The sequence below is a fragment of the Streptomyces lichenis genome (genome assembly GCF_023218175.1).
Taxonomy (GTDB): Bacteria; Actinomycetota; Actinomycetes; order Streptomycetales; family Streptomycetaceae; genus Streptomyces; species Streptomyces lichenis.
In genome coordinates, this window is record NZ_JALPTH010000008.1 from 111,783 (window position 1) to 126,641 (window position 14,859).

Annotated in this window: 15 protein-coding genes; 5 read left to right on the top strand and 10 right to left on the bottom strand. The window is 76.9% G+C overall.

Annotation, left to right across the window (positions count from 1 at the left end):
• Window positions 1-9: 9 nt before the first annotated feature.
• The 8 genes from M1O15_RS11000 to M1O15_RS11035 all read right to left on the bottom strand — a co-directional run bounded on the left by M1O15_RS11000 (window position 10) and on the right by M1O15_RS11035 (window position 9,847).
• Window positions 10-1,143 (bottom strand): GNAT family N-acetyltransferase, encoded by a 1,134-nt coding sequence (locus M1O15_RS11000; protein WP_248633332.1) that lies wholly within the window; start codon window positions 1,141-1,143, stop codon window positions 10-12.
• Entirely contained in the window at window positions 1,140-1,853 is a 714-nt protein-coding gene (locus M1O15_RS11005) for a YveK family protein (RefSeq protein WP_248633333.1), read from the bottom strand. The genes M1O15_RS11000 and M1O15_RS11005 overlap by 4 nt, the downstream gene beginning before the upstream one ends.
• Complete coding sequence (locus tag M1O15_RS11010; protein ID WP_248633335.1) at window positions 1,850-3,190, bottom strand: glycosyltransferase; 1,341 nt, start codon at window positions 3,188-3,190, stop codon at window positions 1,850-1,852. Before M1O15_RS11010 ends, M1O15_RS11005 begins: the two co-directional genes overlap by 4 nt.
• The gene (locus tag M1O15_RS11015; RefSeq protein ID WP_248633337.1) at window positions 3,187-3,987 is read right to left on the bottom strand and encodes a polysaccharide deacetylase family protein; all 801 of its coding nucleotides are present in this window, start codon (window positions 3,985-3,987) and stop codon (window positions 3,187-3,189) included. Before M1O15_RS11015 ends, M1O15_RS11010 begins: the two co-directional genes overlap by 4 nt.
• Window positions 3,984-5,684: a murein biosynthesis integral membrane protein MurJ gene (gene murJ / locus M1O15_RS11020; RefSeq protein ID WP_248633344.1), complete on the bottom strand. Its 1,701-nt coding sequence runs from the start codon at window positions 5,682-5,684 to the stop codon at window positions 3,984-3,986. The genes M1O15_RS11015 and murJ overlap by 4 nt, the downstream gene beginning before the upstream one ends.
• A complete protein-coding gene (locus M1O15_RS11025) occupies window positions 5,677-7,110 on the bottom strand; it encodes an O-antigen ligase family protein (RefSeq protein ID WP_248633346.1) in 1,434 nt (477 codons plus the stop codon). Before M1O15_RS11025 ends, murJ begins: the two co-directional genes overlap by 8 nt.
• Window positions 7,110-8,510, bottom strand: a complete 1,401-nt coding sequence (locus M1O15_RS11030) for an exopolysaccharide biosynthesis polyprenyl glycosylphosphotransferase (protein ID WP_248633351.1) — start codon at window positions 8,508-8,510, stop codon at window positions 7,110-7,112. The genes M1O15_RS11025 and M1O15_RS11030 overlap by 1 nt, the downstream gene beginning before the upstream one ends.
• A gap of 170 nt (window positions 8,511-8,680) precedes the next feature.
• Window positions 8,681-9,847 carry a glycosyltransferase gene (locus M1O15_RS11035; RefSeq protein ID WP_248633352.1) on the bottom strand — a complete coding sequence of 389 codons (1,167 nt, stop codon included), beginning with the start codon at window positions 9,845-9,847 and terminating at the stop codon, window positions 8,681-8,683.
• A 508-nt stretch (window positions 9,848-10,355) separates the two neighbouring features.
• Here M1O15_RS11035 and M1O15_RS11040 point away from each other — a divergent pair.
• From M1O15_RS11040 to M1O15_RS11060, 5 genes are all read left to right on the top strand, one after another.
• Window positions 10,356-10,595, top strand: a complete 240-nt coding sequence (locus tag M1O15_RS11040) for a chaplin (RefSeq protein ID WP_248633353.1) — start codon at window positions 10,356-10,358, stop codon at window positions 10,593-10,595.
• Window positions 10,596-10,933: 338 nt separating this feature from the next.
• Window positions 10,934-11,605 (top strand): hypothetical protein, encoded by a 672-nt coding sequence (locus M1O15_RS11045; RefSeq protein WP_248633354.1) that lies wholly within the window; start codon window positions 10,934-10,936, stop codon window positions 11,603-11,605.
• Window positions 11,606-11,814: 209 nt separating this feature from the next.
• Window positions 11,815-12,087 carry a hypothetical protein gene (locus M1O15_RS11050; RefSeq protein ID WP_248633355.1) on the top strand — a complete coding sequence of 91 codons (273 nt, stop codon included), beginning with the start codon at window positions 11,815-11,817 and terminating at the stop codon, window positions 12,085-12,087.
• Between the two features lie 283 nt (window positions 12,088-12,370).
• A complete protein-coding gene (locus M1O15_RS11055; protein WP_248633357.1) occupies window positions 12,371-12,895 on the top strand; it encodes a hypothetical protein in 525 nt (174 codons plus the stop codon).
• Between the two features lie 223 nt (window positions 12,896-13,118).
• Complete coding sequence (locus tag M1O15_RS11060) at window positions 13,119-13,436, top strand: chaplin (RefSeq protein ID WP_248633359.1); 318 nt, start codon at window positions 13,119-13,121, stop codon at window positions 13,434-13,436.
• Window positions 13,437-13,533: 97 nt separating this feature from the next.
• On the opposite strand, the gene M1O15_RS11065 is transcribed toward M1O15_RS11060, so the two are convergent.
• On the bottom strand, window positions 13,534-14,412 hold the full coding sequence (locus M1O15_RS11065) for a tyrosinase family protein (RefSeq protein ID WP_248633361.1): 879 nt from the start codon (window positions 14,410-14,412) through the stop codon (window positions 13,534-13,536).
• Window positions 14,390-14,782, bottom strand: coding sequence for a tyrosinase family oxidase copper chaperone (locus M1O15_RS11070; RefSeq protein ID WP_308282282.1), 393 nt, complete (start codon window positions 14,780-14,782; stop codon window positions 14,390-14,392). Before M1O15_RS11070 ends, M1O15_RS11065 begins: the two co-directional genes overlap by 23 nt.
• Between the last annotated feature and the right edge of the window lie 77 nt (window positions 14,783-14,859).

Here is a 14,859-nt window from a genome sequence, read left to right on the forward strand (position 1 = left end):
CTGGTCCGCTCAGCCGCCGAGCCGCCGGAGCCGCCGCACCCAGTCCCGGTCGCGGAGCGCGTCCGCCGCCCGGTGCCGGGCCTCGGCGCAGCCCGCCCGCAGCAGCAGGCCGGGGGCGGTGCGCCGGGTGGAGAGCAGCAGCCGGGCGCTGACGGCCGGTTCGGGGCGCCAGTGGCTCTTGTACGGCTCCCGCCCGCGCAGCAGGCTGAGCGTCCCCCGCCCGGCCGCGCTGCTCTCCCGGGCCCCGTTGCGCAGCAGCAGCGTCGCCACATCCGCCTTGCTGGAGCGCAGGCGCGGGTCGGCCCCGTACAGATAGCCGCCGGACAGCAGGGGGGACAGCAGGGTGAGGTCGGCGGCGACCAGATCCCCGTCCAGCCGGAACTCGGTCACCATGGCGTCGCCGGAGGCCACCATCGCCCCCACCGCCCGCTGGAGGTGCTCCTGGAAGCGGGGCGTCAGATGCTCCGGGTTGACGCCCCGGTCGGCCCACTGGCGCTGGTGCAGCCTCAGCAGTCCGCGCAGTGCCTCGGGCACCTCCGCGGCGGGTACGGCGCGCTCCTCGATGCCCAGCCGGTCCAGCCGGCGCAGCTTGGAGCGGGCCCGCTGGGCGCGGGCGGAGGGCAGCCGGGCGACCAGCCCGTCGATCGGCAGGGCGGGCAGCTCCATGCAGACCGAGTCGTCCATCCGGTGCCGAGGGCCCGGCCAGTCGGCGTACACCCGCTGGGCGGCGGCCCCGTCCCGTACCTCGCGCAGATCGATCACGGCGGTACGGGCCAGCCGGTGCAGCGCGGCGGTCAGCGCGCCCATCGCCTCCGCGGCCGGTCCGGAGGCGGCGTGCGGGTCGCCGTCGACCAGGACGTCGGAGAAGTCGGTGATCTCCCCGCCGAGGTGGGTGAACAGCGGTACGGGGCCGGGCACCAGCCGCAGCGGGGCGGCGGCCACCAGCCGGCCGGCCCGGCGGACCAGGACCACCCGCAGCCGGCCCGGACTGCCGTACGAGGTCCACCAGGAGTGCAGCCAGGAGTGCGACTGGAACGGGGTGGCCGTGGGGCAGCGCCGGTGCAGCTCGGTCCACTCTCCCGCCAGCCGCCCGAAGTCGTCACCGTCGCGGCAGACACTGATCTCCCATGCGTTCCCGGTCATACGGACGCCTCCTCGGTGCGCGGCGCGGCGGCCCGGGGCAGCGGACCGCGCGCCGGGGCGGTGCCGTACCACTCGACGGGCGGCCGGCGGCGCGGGCGGACCAGGAGGGCGAGGCCGCCGAGCAGCCCGCCCGCGCAGCCGCCGACGAGCGCGGAGAGTACGGGCGAGGGGGTCACCGGGACGGTCGGGGCGGCGGCCCGGGTGAACTCCAGTACCTTCACCCCGGTGCCGGTCTGGGTGTCGGCGCCCTTGCGGACCAGGGCCTTGGCCACGGCGTCCGCGATCCCGGCGGCCTGGCGGGGGCGGCCGGCCCGGGCGGTGACCGAGACCATCGGGGCGTCCGGCGAGGTCGCTGTCTGCACGGCCGCCCGCAGGGCCGCGGCGGTGACCCCGGCCTCCACCTGGGCGTCCCCGACGACGGCGACATCGGTGGCGACCCGCCCGTACGCCTGGGCCAGGCCCATCGCGGCGGCGGGATCGGACCCGGCGGCGGGCACCACGATGACGTAGCTGGTCGCCGCGTACTCGGGGGGTGTCAGCAGCCCGTACCCGGTGCCGCCCAGCACACCCAGCAGCACGGCGACCGGGACCAGCCAGCGGCGGCGGGTGCGGCGCAGCCGGGTGAGCCGGCCGATGGCCCCCCGTACCGCGAGCGAGGGCAGCGACCGGAGGGCGGACAGGGAAGGCAGGGAGGGCAGCGGGGCGGTCATCCGGGGCATCCGTGACTCGCTTCGTCGAGGAGGGTGTCGTACAGGGCTTTCACCTGGCGGGCGGTGTGCGCGATGTCGTAGCGCCGTACGGCCGGAGGCACCGGCAACCGCCCGGCCGGAGCGGAGGACGGCGGGGCGGGGGCCGGGCCAACCGGAACGGAGTCGGAGACGGAGCCGGAGACCCGGACCGGACCGGCGGCGACCGCCACGGGACGGGGCCCCTCCTCCCGTACCGCCGACGCCGGGACCGCCGCCGCGGGGATTCCCGACGCCCGCACCGCCGACGCGGGGATCGCCGCCGGGACCGCCGCCCCCGCCGCCGTCGCGATCTCGGTGGCGATCTCCGCCACGAGGGAGGCTCCCGTCCCGCCGATGCGCCGGGCGCCGGGGGCCTCGTCCGGTGGGAGGTCGTCCACGGCCGGGCAGGTCACCTGGCGGACCGGCAGCCCGGCGGCCAGCGCCTCCACCACCGCCAGCCCGAAGGCCTCGTCCTCGGAGGGCGAGACGAACAGGTCCATCGCGGCCAGCAGCCCCGGCAGCCGGTCCGCACCGGCCGCGCCCGCCCACACCGTCCGGTCGGCCACCCCGCAGTCCTCGGCCAGCAGCCGCAGCCGCTCCCGCTCGGGTCCGTCGCCCACCAGCAGCAACCGGGCGGCGGGCAGTTCCCCGGCCACCTCGGCGAACCCCCGTACCAGCGCGTCGAATCGCTTGCCCGGCACCAGCCGCCCCACCCCGCCGACCACACAGGCGTCCGGGGCGAGGCCCAGCCGGCCGCGCTCCGCCGCCCGGGCCGCCGGGTCGAAGGCGAACCGCCCGGCGTCGATGCCGTTCGCCACCACCCGGATCCGGGACGGGCGCACGCCCCAGTCGGCCAGTCGGCGGGCCACCGAGTCGGAGACCGCGATCGTCGCCCCGCCGAGCCGCTCCGAGGCCAGGTAGAGGACCCGCGCCCCCGCGGTCAGCGGGCGTCCCTCGATCTGGCCCTCGCCCAGCGAGTGCTCGGTGGCGACCACCGCGCGCACCCCGGCGAGCCGGGCGGCGAGCCGTCCGTAGACGCAGGCCCGGTACAAGTGGGTGTGGACCAGGTCGTACCGCCCGCGCCGGATCAGCCGGACCAGCCGGGGCAGCGCGGCGAGGTCACGGTTGCCGCGCATTCCGAGGCAGCTGACCGGGACGCCGTCGGCCCGCAGGGCGTCCGCGACCGGACCGGGGTTGGTGAGGGTGACCACCTCGCTCACCACGGGAGCGGGCATGTGCCGCAGCAGCAGGCGGAGTTGGTGCTCGGCGCCGCCGGTGCCGAGTCCGGTGATGAGGTGCAGCACCCGGGGCGCGCTCATGACGACCTCCCCGCCCGCCCGGGCACTGGAGTGGCCGGGTCGAGGTCCACCGCCGGGCGGCGCCAGCGGTGCAGACGGAGCTTCAGCTCCAGCCGGACCGCGTGGTCCCGCTCCCCGAGGTGGACGCGCGGCAGGGCGTGCACCCCGGCGAGGCCGGGCGGCGGGTCGATGGCGACCCCGTAGCCGTATCCGGCCTCCCGGGCGGCCCGGACCGTCCGGCGGTCGAGTCGGCCGTAGGGGTGGCAGAAGCCCCTGGGCGCCCGGCCGGTGGCGGCCCGCAGCAGCTCCCGGCTGAGCCGGGTCTCCTCGGCCAGTTCGCGGTCATCGGCCCGGGTGAGGTCGATGTGCAGCAGTCCGTGGGAGCCGATCTCCATCCCGGCGGCGGCGCACCGGCGTACGCCCTCCTCGGTGAGCAGCGGCTTGCGCGGGCCGTCCTGGTCCCAGTCGTTGGACCCGCCGAGCCGGCCGGCCAGGACGTAGACGGTGGCGGTGCAGTCATGGCGGCGCAGCAGCGGCACGGCCTCGTCCAGGAAGTCGGCGTACCCGTCGTCGAAGGTGAGCCCGACCAGCCCGCGGGCGGCGCCCCGCCGTGCGGCGTCCAGCAGTTGGCGTACCGACACCCCGCGCAGCCCCTTGTCGCGCAGCCGGCGCAGCTGCCGGTCGAGCCGGGCCGGGGAGACGGTGACCTGGTAGGGATCGTCGTCCGTGGTGTCGGCGACCGAGTGGTACATGGCCACCCACAGCGGGACCGGGGCGGAGGCGGGCAGGGCGGGGGGCTCGGGCGCTGGCACAGTCATACGGGTGCTTTCGTGCGGGGGCGGTCGGTCGGGGTGGCCGGGCGCGGTCGGCGGGCCCGCGCCAGCAGTTCGGGGACGACGGGGGCGCGCAGGGCGAGCGCGGCGGCGGGCAGCACCACCAGGACGGCGGCGGCCGCCAGGGTGACCGCGAGCAGCGGCGGCCCGACCGCGCAGAGCCGGCCGGCGGCGGCCGCGGCCAGGGCGGCGGCCGCCAGCCGGGCCAGCCCGGACAGCAGCGCCCCGGCCCCCAGCGGAACACCGCCCCGCCGGGAACCGGCCAGCAGCAGGGCGGCGGTGAGGGAGATGCCCAGCGCGTTGGCGGCGGCGATCCCGGGCGCGCCCCACATCCCGGCCAGCGGGTGTCCGGCGGCGCCGGTCGCGGCGATCCCGGCGAGCATCGCGGCGGCCGGGTGCCAGAGCGGCCGGGCCGCCGAGAAGGAGCAGCGCACCAGCGCCCCGACCAGGGTGTGGCCGAGCAGCCCGAGTGCGTACACCCGCATCACGGTGGCGGTGACGGCGGTGTCGGTACGGTCGAAGGCGCCGCGTTCGAAGAGCAGTTGCACCAGCTGCGGGGCGGCGGCCAGCACCGTCGCGGCGCCGGTCAGCACGATCAGTCCGGCCAGCAGCAGATCCCGTTCGGCCCGCCGCCGGGCGGCCCCGGTGTCACCGGCGGCCAGCGCGCGGGCCACCACCGGGAAGCTCACCGTGCACACCATCAGCGACAGCGTCATCGGCAACTGCGCCACCTTCTGGGCGTAGTTGAGGTGGGAGATGGCCCCGGCCGGCAGCGGGGCGGCGAGGAACCGCTCCACCAGCACCTGGCTCTGGCGGCTGACCGCGAAGACCACCACCGGGGCGATCACGGCCAGCGCCACCGCTCCCGCGTCCCCTTTGGTGTCCGCCCCTGGGCACGCCTTCAGACGCAGCCGCCGCCATACGCCCGGGGCCTGGAGCAGCACCATCAGCACCCCGCCCGCGGCCACCCCGGCGGCCGCCGCCCGCACCCCCCACTCGGGGCCCAGCAGCACGATGGCGGCGACGATCCCGGCGTTGTAGGCGACATAGATGGCGGCGGGCGCGGCGTAGCTGCCGTGCGCCCGAAGGGCGGCGCTGCACCAGCCGGCGAGCGCGAAGGAGAGCAGGCAGGAGGCGGTCAGCCGGACACAGTCCACCGCCAGCGCGGGCCGCGCGAGACCGGGGGCGAGCAGCGGCACCAGCCAGGGTGCGGCCAGCGCCAGCACCACGGCGGCGGCGCCGAGGGTGAGGACGAGCCGCGGCAGGGTGGCCCGTACCAGCGCCCGCACCGGGTCCGCACCGGCCCGCAGAGCCCCCCGGCGGGCCAGCGCGGCGGCGAAGGCGGGCACGAGGACCAGCGCCATCCCGTCCTCGATGAGCAGGGTCGCCGCGAACTCGGGCACCGTCCAGGCCACCAGGAAGGCGTCGGTCTCCGGCCCGGCCCCGAACACCGAGGCCAGCAACTGGTCCCGGACCAAGCCGAGCAGCGCGCCCGCGGCGGTGAACGCGGCCGTGAGCACCGCGGCCCGGGCCAGCCACCGCCCGGACCCGGCGGCAGCAGACCCCGCCTCGGGAGCCGGTGCCTCGGGAGCCACTGCCTCGCAGGCCGGTACCTCGGGGGCCGGTGCGGCCACCGGGCGGATGCCGTCGGGCAGTACGCCCGTTGACGCGGCCTCAGCCATGGACGGCACCCCCTTCCACCCCGGCGGGCGCCGGGCACACCTCGCCCCGCTCGGCCGACCGGGGCCGCCCCACGCCCCGCACCCCGTCCCCGGCCCGGATCCGGGCCCCCGGCTCCAGCGCCCACCAGCCGGCCAGGCCCAGCACCAGGGAGGTCAGCACGGTCGCCGGGCCGCCGATGTCCGCGTACGCGAAGTCCACCAGCTGCCAGCCGAGCAGCCCGACCGCGACCAGCCCGCAGTCCACCGGAGCCCCCCAGCGCCCCGCCGAACCGGGACCGGGCCGTGCCCCGTCCGGGGCCGCCCGCAGCCGACGCAGCCCGCACACCAGCAGCGCCAGCCAGCCGCCCGCCAGGGCCAGCAGCCCCAGCAGCCCCTGCTCGCCCAGGATCAGCAGGTACATGTTGTGCGGGGAGAGCAGCGGCTGCCGGGCGAAGTCCCGGCCCGCGCCCGCGATGTCGCTGCCCGAGGAGAGTGCCAGCGAGGCGTGCGCGTCCCGGTACTCGGGGAAGCCCTTCAGCCCGACGCCGGTCAGCGGCTCGGACCGCCACATCCCCACGGCCGCCGCCCACATGGTGTACCGGTCGGTCACCGAGCGGTCCGGGGCGTCGGTCACCTGGGAGATGCTGGCCACCCGCTCGGTCACCGGTTGCGAGCCCACGCCCAGTCCGGCGACCAGCACCACGCCCGCGGCGCCCGCCACCAGCGCCACCCGCAGCGCCCGCAGCGGCCCGGAGAGCACCAGCAGCAGCGCGCAGGCGGCCACCGTGGCGATCCAGGCGCCCCGGCTGAACGACACCACCAGCGGGAACAGCAGCAGGGCCGCGCAGCCCAGCGCCACCGCCCGGCCGCGCCGCCCGGGCGAGCCCAGCGCCAGCGCCACCGCCGCCACCAGCCCGTACGCCACCGCGGTCGCCATGCCCATCACATCGGCGGCGCCGAAGGTGCCGACCGCCCGCACATCCTCGCCCATATAGGAGGCGCCGGTGCCGGTGAGGTTCTGGACGGTGCCGACCGCGCCCTGCGCCAGGGCCAGCCCGACCAGCGCCCAGGCGGTCAGCCGGAAGTCCCGCCGGTCCCGCAGCAGCAGCACCACGGCCGCCGGGACCAGCACGAACACCTGGAGGTAGCGGACCACCCCGGGCAGGCTGGCCGCCGGGTCGTAGGAGGCGACCGCGGCCGCGCACACCCCGAGCACCGGCAGCCCCAGCACCACCGCGGCGGTCCGGGACAGCGGCCGGGCCCGGTCCCGTAGCAGCCGCGCCGCCGTGTACACCACCAGCAGCCCGGAGGCGGCGTCCGCCACCGTGCCCCCGGTGCCGCCCGGGCCGCCGTCCGGCGGCGGTACGGCGAGCAGGACGACCACCGCGAGCAGCGGCAGCACCGGCGCCGCCCGCCACACCTTCCGGCCGGCGCCGGTGCCGGGCATCAACTGCCCGCCGGGCGGAGCAGGGAGACGGCGGTGCGGACCAGGATGCAGACGTCCTGCCAGAGCGACCAGTGGTCGATGTAGTGGTTGTCGAAGCGGCAGCGGTCCTCGATGGAGGTGTCCCCGCGCAACCCGTGCACCTGGGCCAGCCCGGTCAGCCCCACCGGCATCCGGTGCCGGGTCGCGTAGCCGGGGTGCAGTCTGCTGAACTCGGCGACGAAGTAAGGCCGTTCGGGGCGCGGGCCGACCAGGCTCATATCACCGCGCAGCACGTTCCACAGCTGCGGCAGCTCGTCCAGCGAGGTGCGGCGGAGGAAGGAGCCGACCGGGCCCAGCCGGGTGTCCCGGGCCACGCTCCAGCGGGTGGCGGCCTCCTCGTCGTCGGCCGGGCGCAGCGTACGGAACTTCAGCAGGGTGAACAGCCGTCCGTGCTGGCCGACCCGCTCCTGCCGGAACAGCACCCCGGGCCCGTCCGCCAGCCGCACGGCGGCGGCGCAGCCCAGCAGCACCGGGGCCAGCAGCAGCAGCGCGGGCGCCGCCAGCGCCAGGTCCAGCAGCCGTTTGCCCGGGCCGCCGGGGCACTCCGGCGGGGCGTCGATCCGCCGCCAGGCGTGCCCCCACAGATGCCGGTCCATCGGCGCCGTCCCGGCGGCCGTCCCGACCAGCACCCCGGCGCAGCCGTGGTCGGCCAGCAGTGCCGCCAGCTCCTCGTCCCGCTCGGGTCCGCTGCCCGGCCCGGTGAACAGCGCCACCGACACCCCGCCGCGCACCACCGCCCGCTGCACCTCCCCGGCCGCCCCCAGCACCGGCAGCGCCGCCCCGCCGGCCGGGTCGGCGGAACGGGGCTCAGGGGTACGGGGCTCCCCGGCGCCGCCGCCCCGGTCGGGGTCGAACACGGCGACCGGGCGCAGCCCGTACTCGGGGTGCTCGGCCAGCACGGCGGCCAGCCGCAGCGCCTCGGCCGCCCGGCCCACCACCAGCGCGGCCCGCGGCCGGGCCCGCACCGCCCGCCGGTGCCGGCCGTGCAGCACGGTCCGGCCGGCGCAGACGGCGAGCAGATGGACGGCGTACGCGACGGCCGGCGCCGCCCAGCCGGCGGCGCCCGGGTGCCCGTTGGCGAGCAGCGCGGCGGCCGCGCACCACACCACGGCCGCCCGTCCGGCGAGCGCGGGCAGCTCGGGCGCCAGCGAGGGCAGCGGCGAGGCGGTCCGGTAGAGCCCGGCGTAGGCGTCGAGCGCCACCAGCAGGGCGGTGAGCTGGAGCAGCAGCCCGGCCGACGGCAGCCCGCGGCCCGGCAGCCCGGCGGCCAGCACCAGCCCGCCGAGCAGCACCGCCGCGCAGTCCACCGCGACCAGGGCGGCGGTGAACGGCGGCACCGGCACCGGCCGCGCCGACCCCACCCGGTCCCCACCCGCCGGCGCCGGCACGAAAGCGGGACCGGGGACGGGGAGGGGGAGGGGCACGGAAACGGACACGGGTACGGGTACGGGTACGGCCGGGGCGGCGGCCCCCGGCTCCGAGTGCGGTACCGGGTACGGGACGGGCTCCCGGGCCGGTGACGAGTCGGTGGTCACTGGGCGATCGGCTCCCTCGGTGCGCGGCCCGGTACGGCGGCCACCTCGCGGTACACATCCGTGATCGCCGCCCCGGCCCGCCGTACGTCGAACCGCTCGCGGACATGGCGCTGGGCCCGGCGGCCGAGGTCGGCGCGGAGCACCGGCCGCTGGAGCAGCACCGCGAGGGCGCCGGCCAGCGCGGCCGGGTCGCCGGGGCGGACCAGGCAGTGCGGCTCCTGCCCCGGCGGCAGGCTCTCCCGGGCGCCGTCCACATCGGTGAGCACCACCGGGCGCCCGGCGGCCATCGCCTCCAGGGGCGCCAGCGCCAGGCCCTCCCAGCGGGACGGCAGTACGGCGAGGTCGGCCGCCCGGTACCAGGGCGCCGGGTCGGCGACCGCGCCCGCGAAGAGGACCGAGCCGGGTGCGGCGGCGCGCAGGGCGGCGGCCGCCGGCCCGTCCCCGACCAGCACCAGCCGGGCGCCCGGCACCCGTTCCCGTACGGCGGTCCAGGCGCGCAGCAGCTCGTCCTGCCCCTTCTGGCGGCAGAGCCGGCCCACGCAGACCACCAGCGGGGCGGTGGCCGGCAGCCCCAGCGCGGCCCGGGCCGCGGCCCGTCCGGCGGCGCCCCCCTCCGCGGTGCCACCGGCGAAGCGCTCGATGTCCACACCGTTGTGGACGACCGACCAGGCCGCCCGCACCCCGGCGCCCTCACCGCGGCGGCGCTCGGCCTCGCTGACGCAGATCACCCGGTCGGTCCAGCGGGCCGCCCACCGCTCCCAGCGCCGGGCCAGCGCCGCGGCGGTGCCGCCCACGGCCTCGAACGACCAGGCGTGCGGCTGGTAGACGGTCGGCACCCGGCCGCGTACCGCCAGCCGGGCGGCCAGTCCGGCCTTGGCGCTGTGCGCGTGGACCAGGTCGGGGCGGACCTCGTCCACCAGCCGGGCGACGCCGCGGCTCTCGGCGACCAGCGCCCTGCCCGGTTCGCGGCCGGCCCGCCAGGGGCGCACCTCGGCGCCCCGCGCCCGTGCCGCGGCGGCCAGTTCCGTACCGGGTGGGCAGGCGACGACCGCCCGCATACCGGAGGCCACCTGCGCGGCCGCCACGTCGGCGACCACCCGGGCCACCCCGCCGTCGCCCGGCTGGACGACGTGCAGTGCGGTGAAGGGGGGAGGGGAAGGCACGCGTGACCCTTTCTACGAGGCCTTCGCCGCGGCGGGACGGGCAGCGGACCCGAGGACCCGGGCCCGGCACCGGAGGGGCACCCGGTGTCGGGGGTGGGCGGCGGCGGGGGCCGGCACGGCGGCACCGGAGGGATCCGAACATCCGAACTGCTCGTCCGCGTGGCGAACGACGACCGGCAGAGACGACCGGGCAAAAGAGCTTGCGGGGCTCAGGGGGCTTGCGGGGCTTGCAGCGCTTGCGGGCTTGCGGGCTTGCGGGGGGGACGGGCGGAAACAGCGAGTGCACGGTATCCCCCACCCGCCACACACTCGGGTATTTGACACAAAGGCGGAGCAACTACCCTTTTCGGCGTGGCTGCTTCGGGTGCGGCCGTGTCGTGTCGCGTGGCGTCGACCCGCCGCCGCCTGGTTCACCCGTTCGGTGGCGCAACCGCCCAGCGCCCGGGGCGTTGTTGGTGTAGCCGACCACGTCGGCCGCTGTGCATCGACAATCTAGGAGCTCGTCACCATGTCCCGTATCGCCAAGGTCGCCGTCCTGACCTCCGCCGTAGCCGCCACCCTCGCCGGTGCCGCCGGTGCCGCCGTCGCCGACTCCGGCGCCGAGGCCGCGGCCGTGGGCTCCCCGGGTGTCCTGTCGGGCAACGCGGTGCAGGTCCCGGTCCACATCCCGGTCAACCTGTGCGGGAACACCATCGACATCATCGGCATCCTGAACCCGGCCTTCGGCAACGTCTGCGTCAACGACTGACGTCGTCTTCCCCTCGTCCGCGCACAGCCGGCGCGGACGGCACCGAGCGCCACCCCTGCCTCCCGGGGGTGGCGCTCTCGCGTGTGCGCCCCCGCCCTCCTTCGGCCGCCCGTCCGGCCCCCGCCTCGTCCGGCCACCCGTCCGGCCCCTCGTCCGGGGCAGCGGAGGGCTCCCGTTTTCCCCGGCCGCCACGCCCCGGCCCGCCGCCCTCCGCCGCAGGTCGCAGCCCTGCATACCGCCATCCGGGTCCCTCACTCTGCGTGAGGGAAGCGTTTGCGGGCAGCGCGGTGCGGACTCACGGTGAGTACACGCTCCGACGCACCACGGAAGGACACGGCATGCGCCTCCTGACCCCCCGCCGGATGGCGGTCACCGCGATCTGCGCCGCGCTCACCCTCGGCGGGGCGGCGCCCGCGCTGGCCGCCGCCCAGGCCCCCACCGCCCCCGCGGCCGCCCCCGGGGACGTCGACGAGATCCTGGACTCGGTCGGCGACCTGGTGCAGAGCATCCTCGACGGCGCCCTGGAGCTGGACGAGGAGGACGCCGCCACCCAGAGCCCCGCCATCCCCCAGTCGCCCCAGACCCCGGGCATCTCGCAGACTTCCCCGACTCCCCAGATTCTGCGGACTCCGGGGACTCCCCAGACGGAGGAGCTCGCGGAGGCCATCGAGCGGCTCCAGCAGGCCGCCGCCAACGCCGCCGGCACCGGGACGCGGGACGGCGCGGACACCGGCCTCGCCCTCCCGGAGGACTTCTTCAACGACCAGGAGGCGGCCGGCAGCGAGCTGGACGCCATGGACGCCGACCTGGAGAAGGCGCTGGAGGGCGTACGGGAGGCCGTGGACGCCGTGGTCGCCTCGGCCGCCGAGGGCGAGGCCACCACCTCCGCCCAGGACATCCAGAAGGCGGTGCAGGAACTGGTCGACAGCGTCCGCCAGGACACCGCCCCGCAGACCGGGATGAGCACCCTCCCGGCCACCGACACGAACCCGGCGGACATCTTCGGATAACCACTCCGGTCGACCTCTTCGGGCCCGCGGTCGGATAACAGGACCGGTCCCTATCGTTCGGGTGCAGTCGCCGGAATTCCGCTCCCGCGGAGTTTCCCCCGCGCGCAGCTCTCGTTACAGAGACGGAAGCACAGCACAGGGAGCACCAACTCCCCTCCGCACAGCGCTCGTTGTGCCGAGCAACCCGTCCAGGAAGGACCCCCTCCCCCATGAAGCCCACGAAGGTCGCAGCGGTCGTCGCCGGTTCCCTGATGGCCCTGGGCGCGGCCGCTCCCGCGTTCGCCGCCGAGAGCCTCACCCCCTCCAGCCTCAACGGAGCCGTCGACACCCTCGGCAAGCGCGGTCTGACCGAGGCGGTCCCCGCCGACGGGGTGACCAAGGTCGCCGACAACAAGCTCGTCGGCAAGGTGCAGGACACCGCCGGCAAGCTCCCCGCGAAGGACGCCGCGCCGCTGCTGGGCGGACTGCCGCTGGGCAAGTAGCCCCGGCGCGTACGGCGGCGGAAGGGCCGGCCGGAGACGACACCACGTCTCCGGCCGGCCCTTCCGCGCGTTCCGGACCGCACCGGCGCCACCGGGACACGACCGGCACGTACCGGCGGCGACACGGCCGCGCGTTGCTGCATCCGGGCGAATTGCGAAGCGCTCCCCGGCGCGGGCTCGTTCTCCGGGACAGCACCGAACTCATCCGAGGTCGGCCGTCACTCACCCGATCCGGACCGTCACTCGTTCCGGCACTCACCTCACCGGGAAGGCGTACGCAGCAATGAACCCGAAGACTCAGGCCGGCATGGGGATCCTCGTCACCTGCCTGGCGTCCGCGGCGATGGCCTCGCCCGCCCTGGCCGCCTCCGCCCCGGTGGCGCCGGTGGACATCCCGCTGCACGGGCTCTCCACCGTGCTGCCCGAGACACCGGTGCTCCGCACTGGGGTGCCGATCCCGGTGCCGGGGGCGCCCGCGGGCTTCACCCAGCGCGCGGAGGGCGGGCTCCAGCCGCTGCTGGTGCCGCAGCTGCCGCTCTCCACCGGGACGCCGGAGACGCTGATCGCCGCGCCGCTGCCGGACATCGAGGGCGACCGGCCCACCGGCCGGGCGGTGCTCGCCGCCCCGGCCTCCGAGGTCCAGGCCGTCACCCCCGGCGCCGTCGCGGGGCTGCCGCTCACCCTGCCGCGGGCCGAGACCCTCGGGCTCCCGGGCCTGGCGCTGCCGCCGGCCGGGCTGCTGGCGCCCTCGCTGACCGGCGCGGTCGAGTCCACGATGGGACTGGACGCCGAAGAACCCGGCCACTGAGCCCCCCGGCCGCCCCCCTCCCCCTCTCGTCTCCCTCCCCCGCGACCCTCACCATGCCGCCGAACGGGCGAATCGACCGCGATCCATGCGGTGACCCGGCGTGGCGGCCGTGACCCGGCGTGAGCGACGGCGTTGAAAGGGCGGTGACGACCGCGGCCCACGCGGTCTCCCTCCCTGCATGACCACCACCCACGTTCCACCACGCACGTAACAAGGAGTTCCCATGCTTCGCATCGCGAAGGCCGCCGTCGTCCTCGCCGGCACCGGCGCCGTTGTCCTCGGCGGGGCCGGCCTCGCGGCCGCCGACGCCGACGCCGATGCCGCCGCCGTCGGCTCCCCCGGCGTTCTGAGCGGCAACATCCTGCAGATCCCGGTCCACGTGCCGATCAACCTGTGCGGCAACACCATCGACGTCATCGGCATCCTGAACCCGGCCTTCGGCAACCAGTGCGCCAACGTCGACGGCAAGAAGAAGGACCACGACAAGAAGGACGACTCGAAGAACCACGGGCACAAGAACGACGGCGGCTACGGCGGCTGAGCCTCCCGCCACCGTCCGCGTCCCGCGGCACGAAGCCCCCGTCCGGTCTCCGTACCGGCCGGGGGCTTCGGCGTCTCGGCCGCCGCGCCGACAGCTCTCAGCCGTCGTAGCGGTACACATGCCCCAGGTCGGCGACCTCGGCCGGGGTGACGTCGAACGGCGGCATCCGCTCGTGCCGGGCCACCACCCGCCGGTACTGCGCCGAGCCGCGCGGCGGCGGGGTGGCGGGCAGATAGCCGGCCCTGGGGTGCCGGGCCTGCCAGCGGGTCCACAGCAGGTCCACGAAGGCGTGGTGCAGCCAGAACACCGGGTCGTTCACCGAGGCGCCGCCGACCATCAGCCCGCCGACCCAGCGGTGCACCCGGTTGTGGCAGGCCCAGCGGGCCGTCCCCCTGGCGCCCGGCCGCCAGCCCTCCAGGCGGTTGCGGAAGCCGGTGCGGCTGGTGGAGTCCCAGGGCTCCACGTCGTACCCGCCCTCGGCGAGCGCCCCGTCCACATCGGCGCGGGTGGGCAGCTCGATCGGGTCGGCCGGGTGGCCGAGCGCCCGGGTGAGGAAGGGCTCGTCGGTGACGCCGACGGTGATCGGCCAGTTCCCGGAGGCGTACGCGAAGGGGCCGGTGGTCACCCGGCGGTCCCCCGGTCGCCCGTCGCCGCCCAGGAAGTCCTCGCCCCAGAGGGCGGAGGCGGGGCTGCGGTCCCGGGTCCAGTCCCAGTAGGGCACGGTCACCGCGGGGTCCACGGCGCGCAGTTCGCGCTCGAACTCCAGCAGGTACTGCCGGTGCCAGGGCAGGAAGGACGGTCCCATGTGCGCGACCCGCAGCCCCTGTTCGCCGTCGGTCGTGTAGTGGTCCACATGGGTGCGGACGAAGTCGTCGTAGCGGCCGCTGCGCTTGACCGCCAGCACCGCGGAGACGAACCTGCGCCGCTCGGCGGTCGTCAGATCCCGCTGGTTCCTACGCGTGTACGGCGCCGCCACGCGCACCACCTCCCGGTCCGCGGCCGTGCGTGGCCGCCGCGCCGGACAGCCCGGCGCCGCCCAGCTCGTCCACCGCGGCCCGGGTGGCCGCCAGCGGGGTCGGGTACGAGGCGCAGTGGTCGATCGGGGTGAGCCAGCCGCCGTCCGCGCACCGCATCAGCTGGAGCGGACGCCCGTCCACGTACACCGCGAGCGGCCCGCCCGCCGGGCCCGCGCCCTGGATGCGGCGGCCCCGGTACATCTCGTCGAAGCCGGGTGGCGCCGCCTCGACGCCCTCCCTTTGCCCCGTGCGGACCAGCGGGGCGAGCGCTCCACCGGTGAAGGCGGCCACCGCCAGGGTGAACAGCGCCCTCAGGACCGTACGCCGCACCGGACGCCTCCCCGCCGGGCCGGGGCCCTGGGGTGCCGCGCGAGCTGGAAGAGTCACTGCCGCTGCCCGGTCCATCG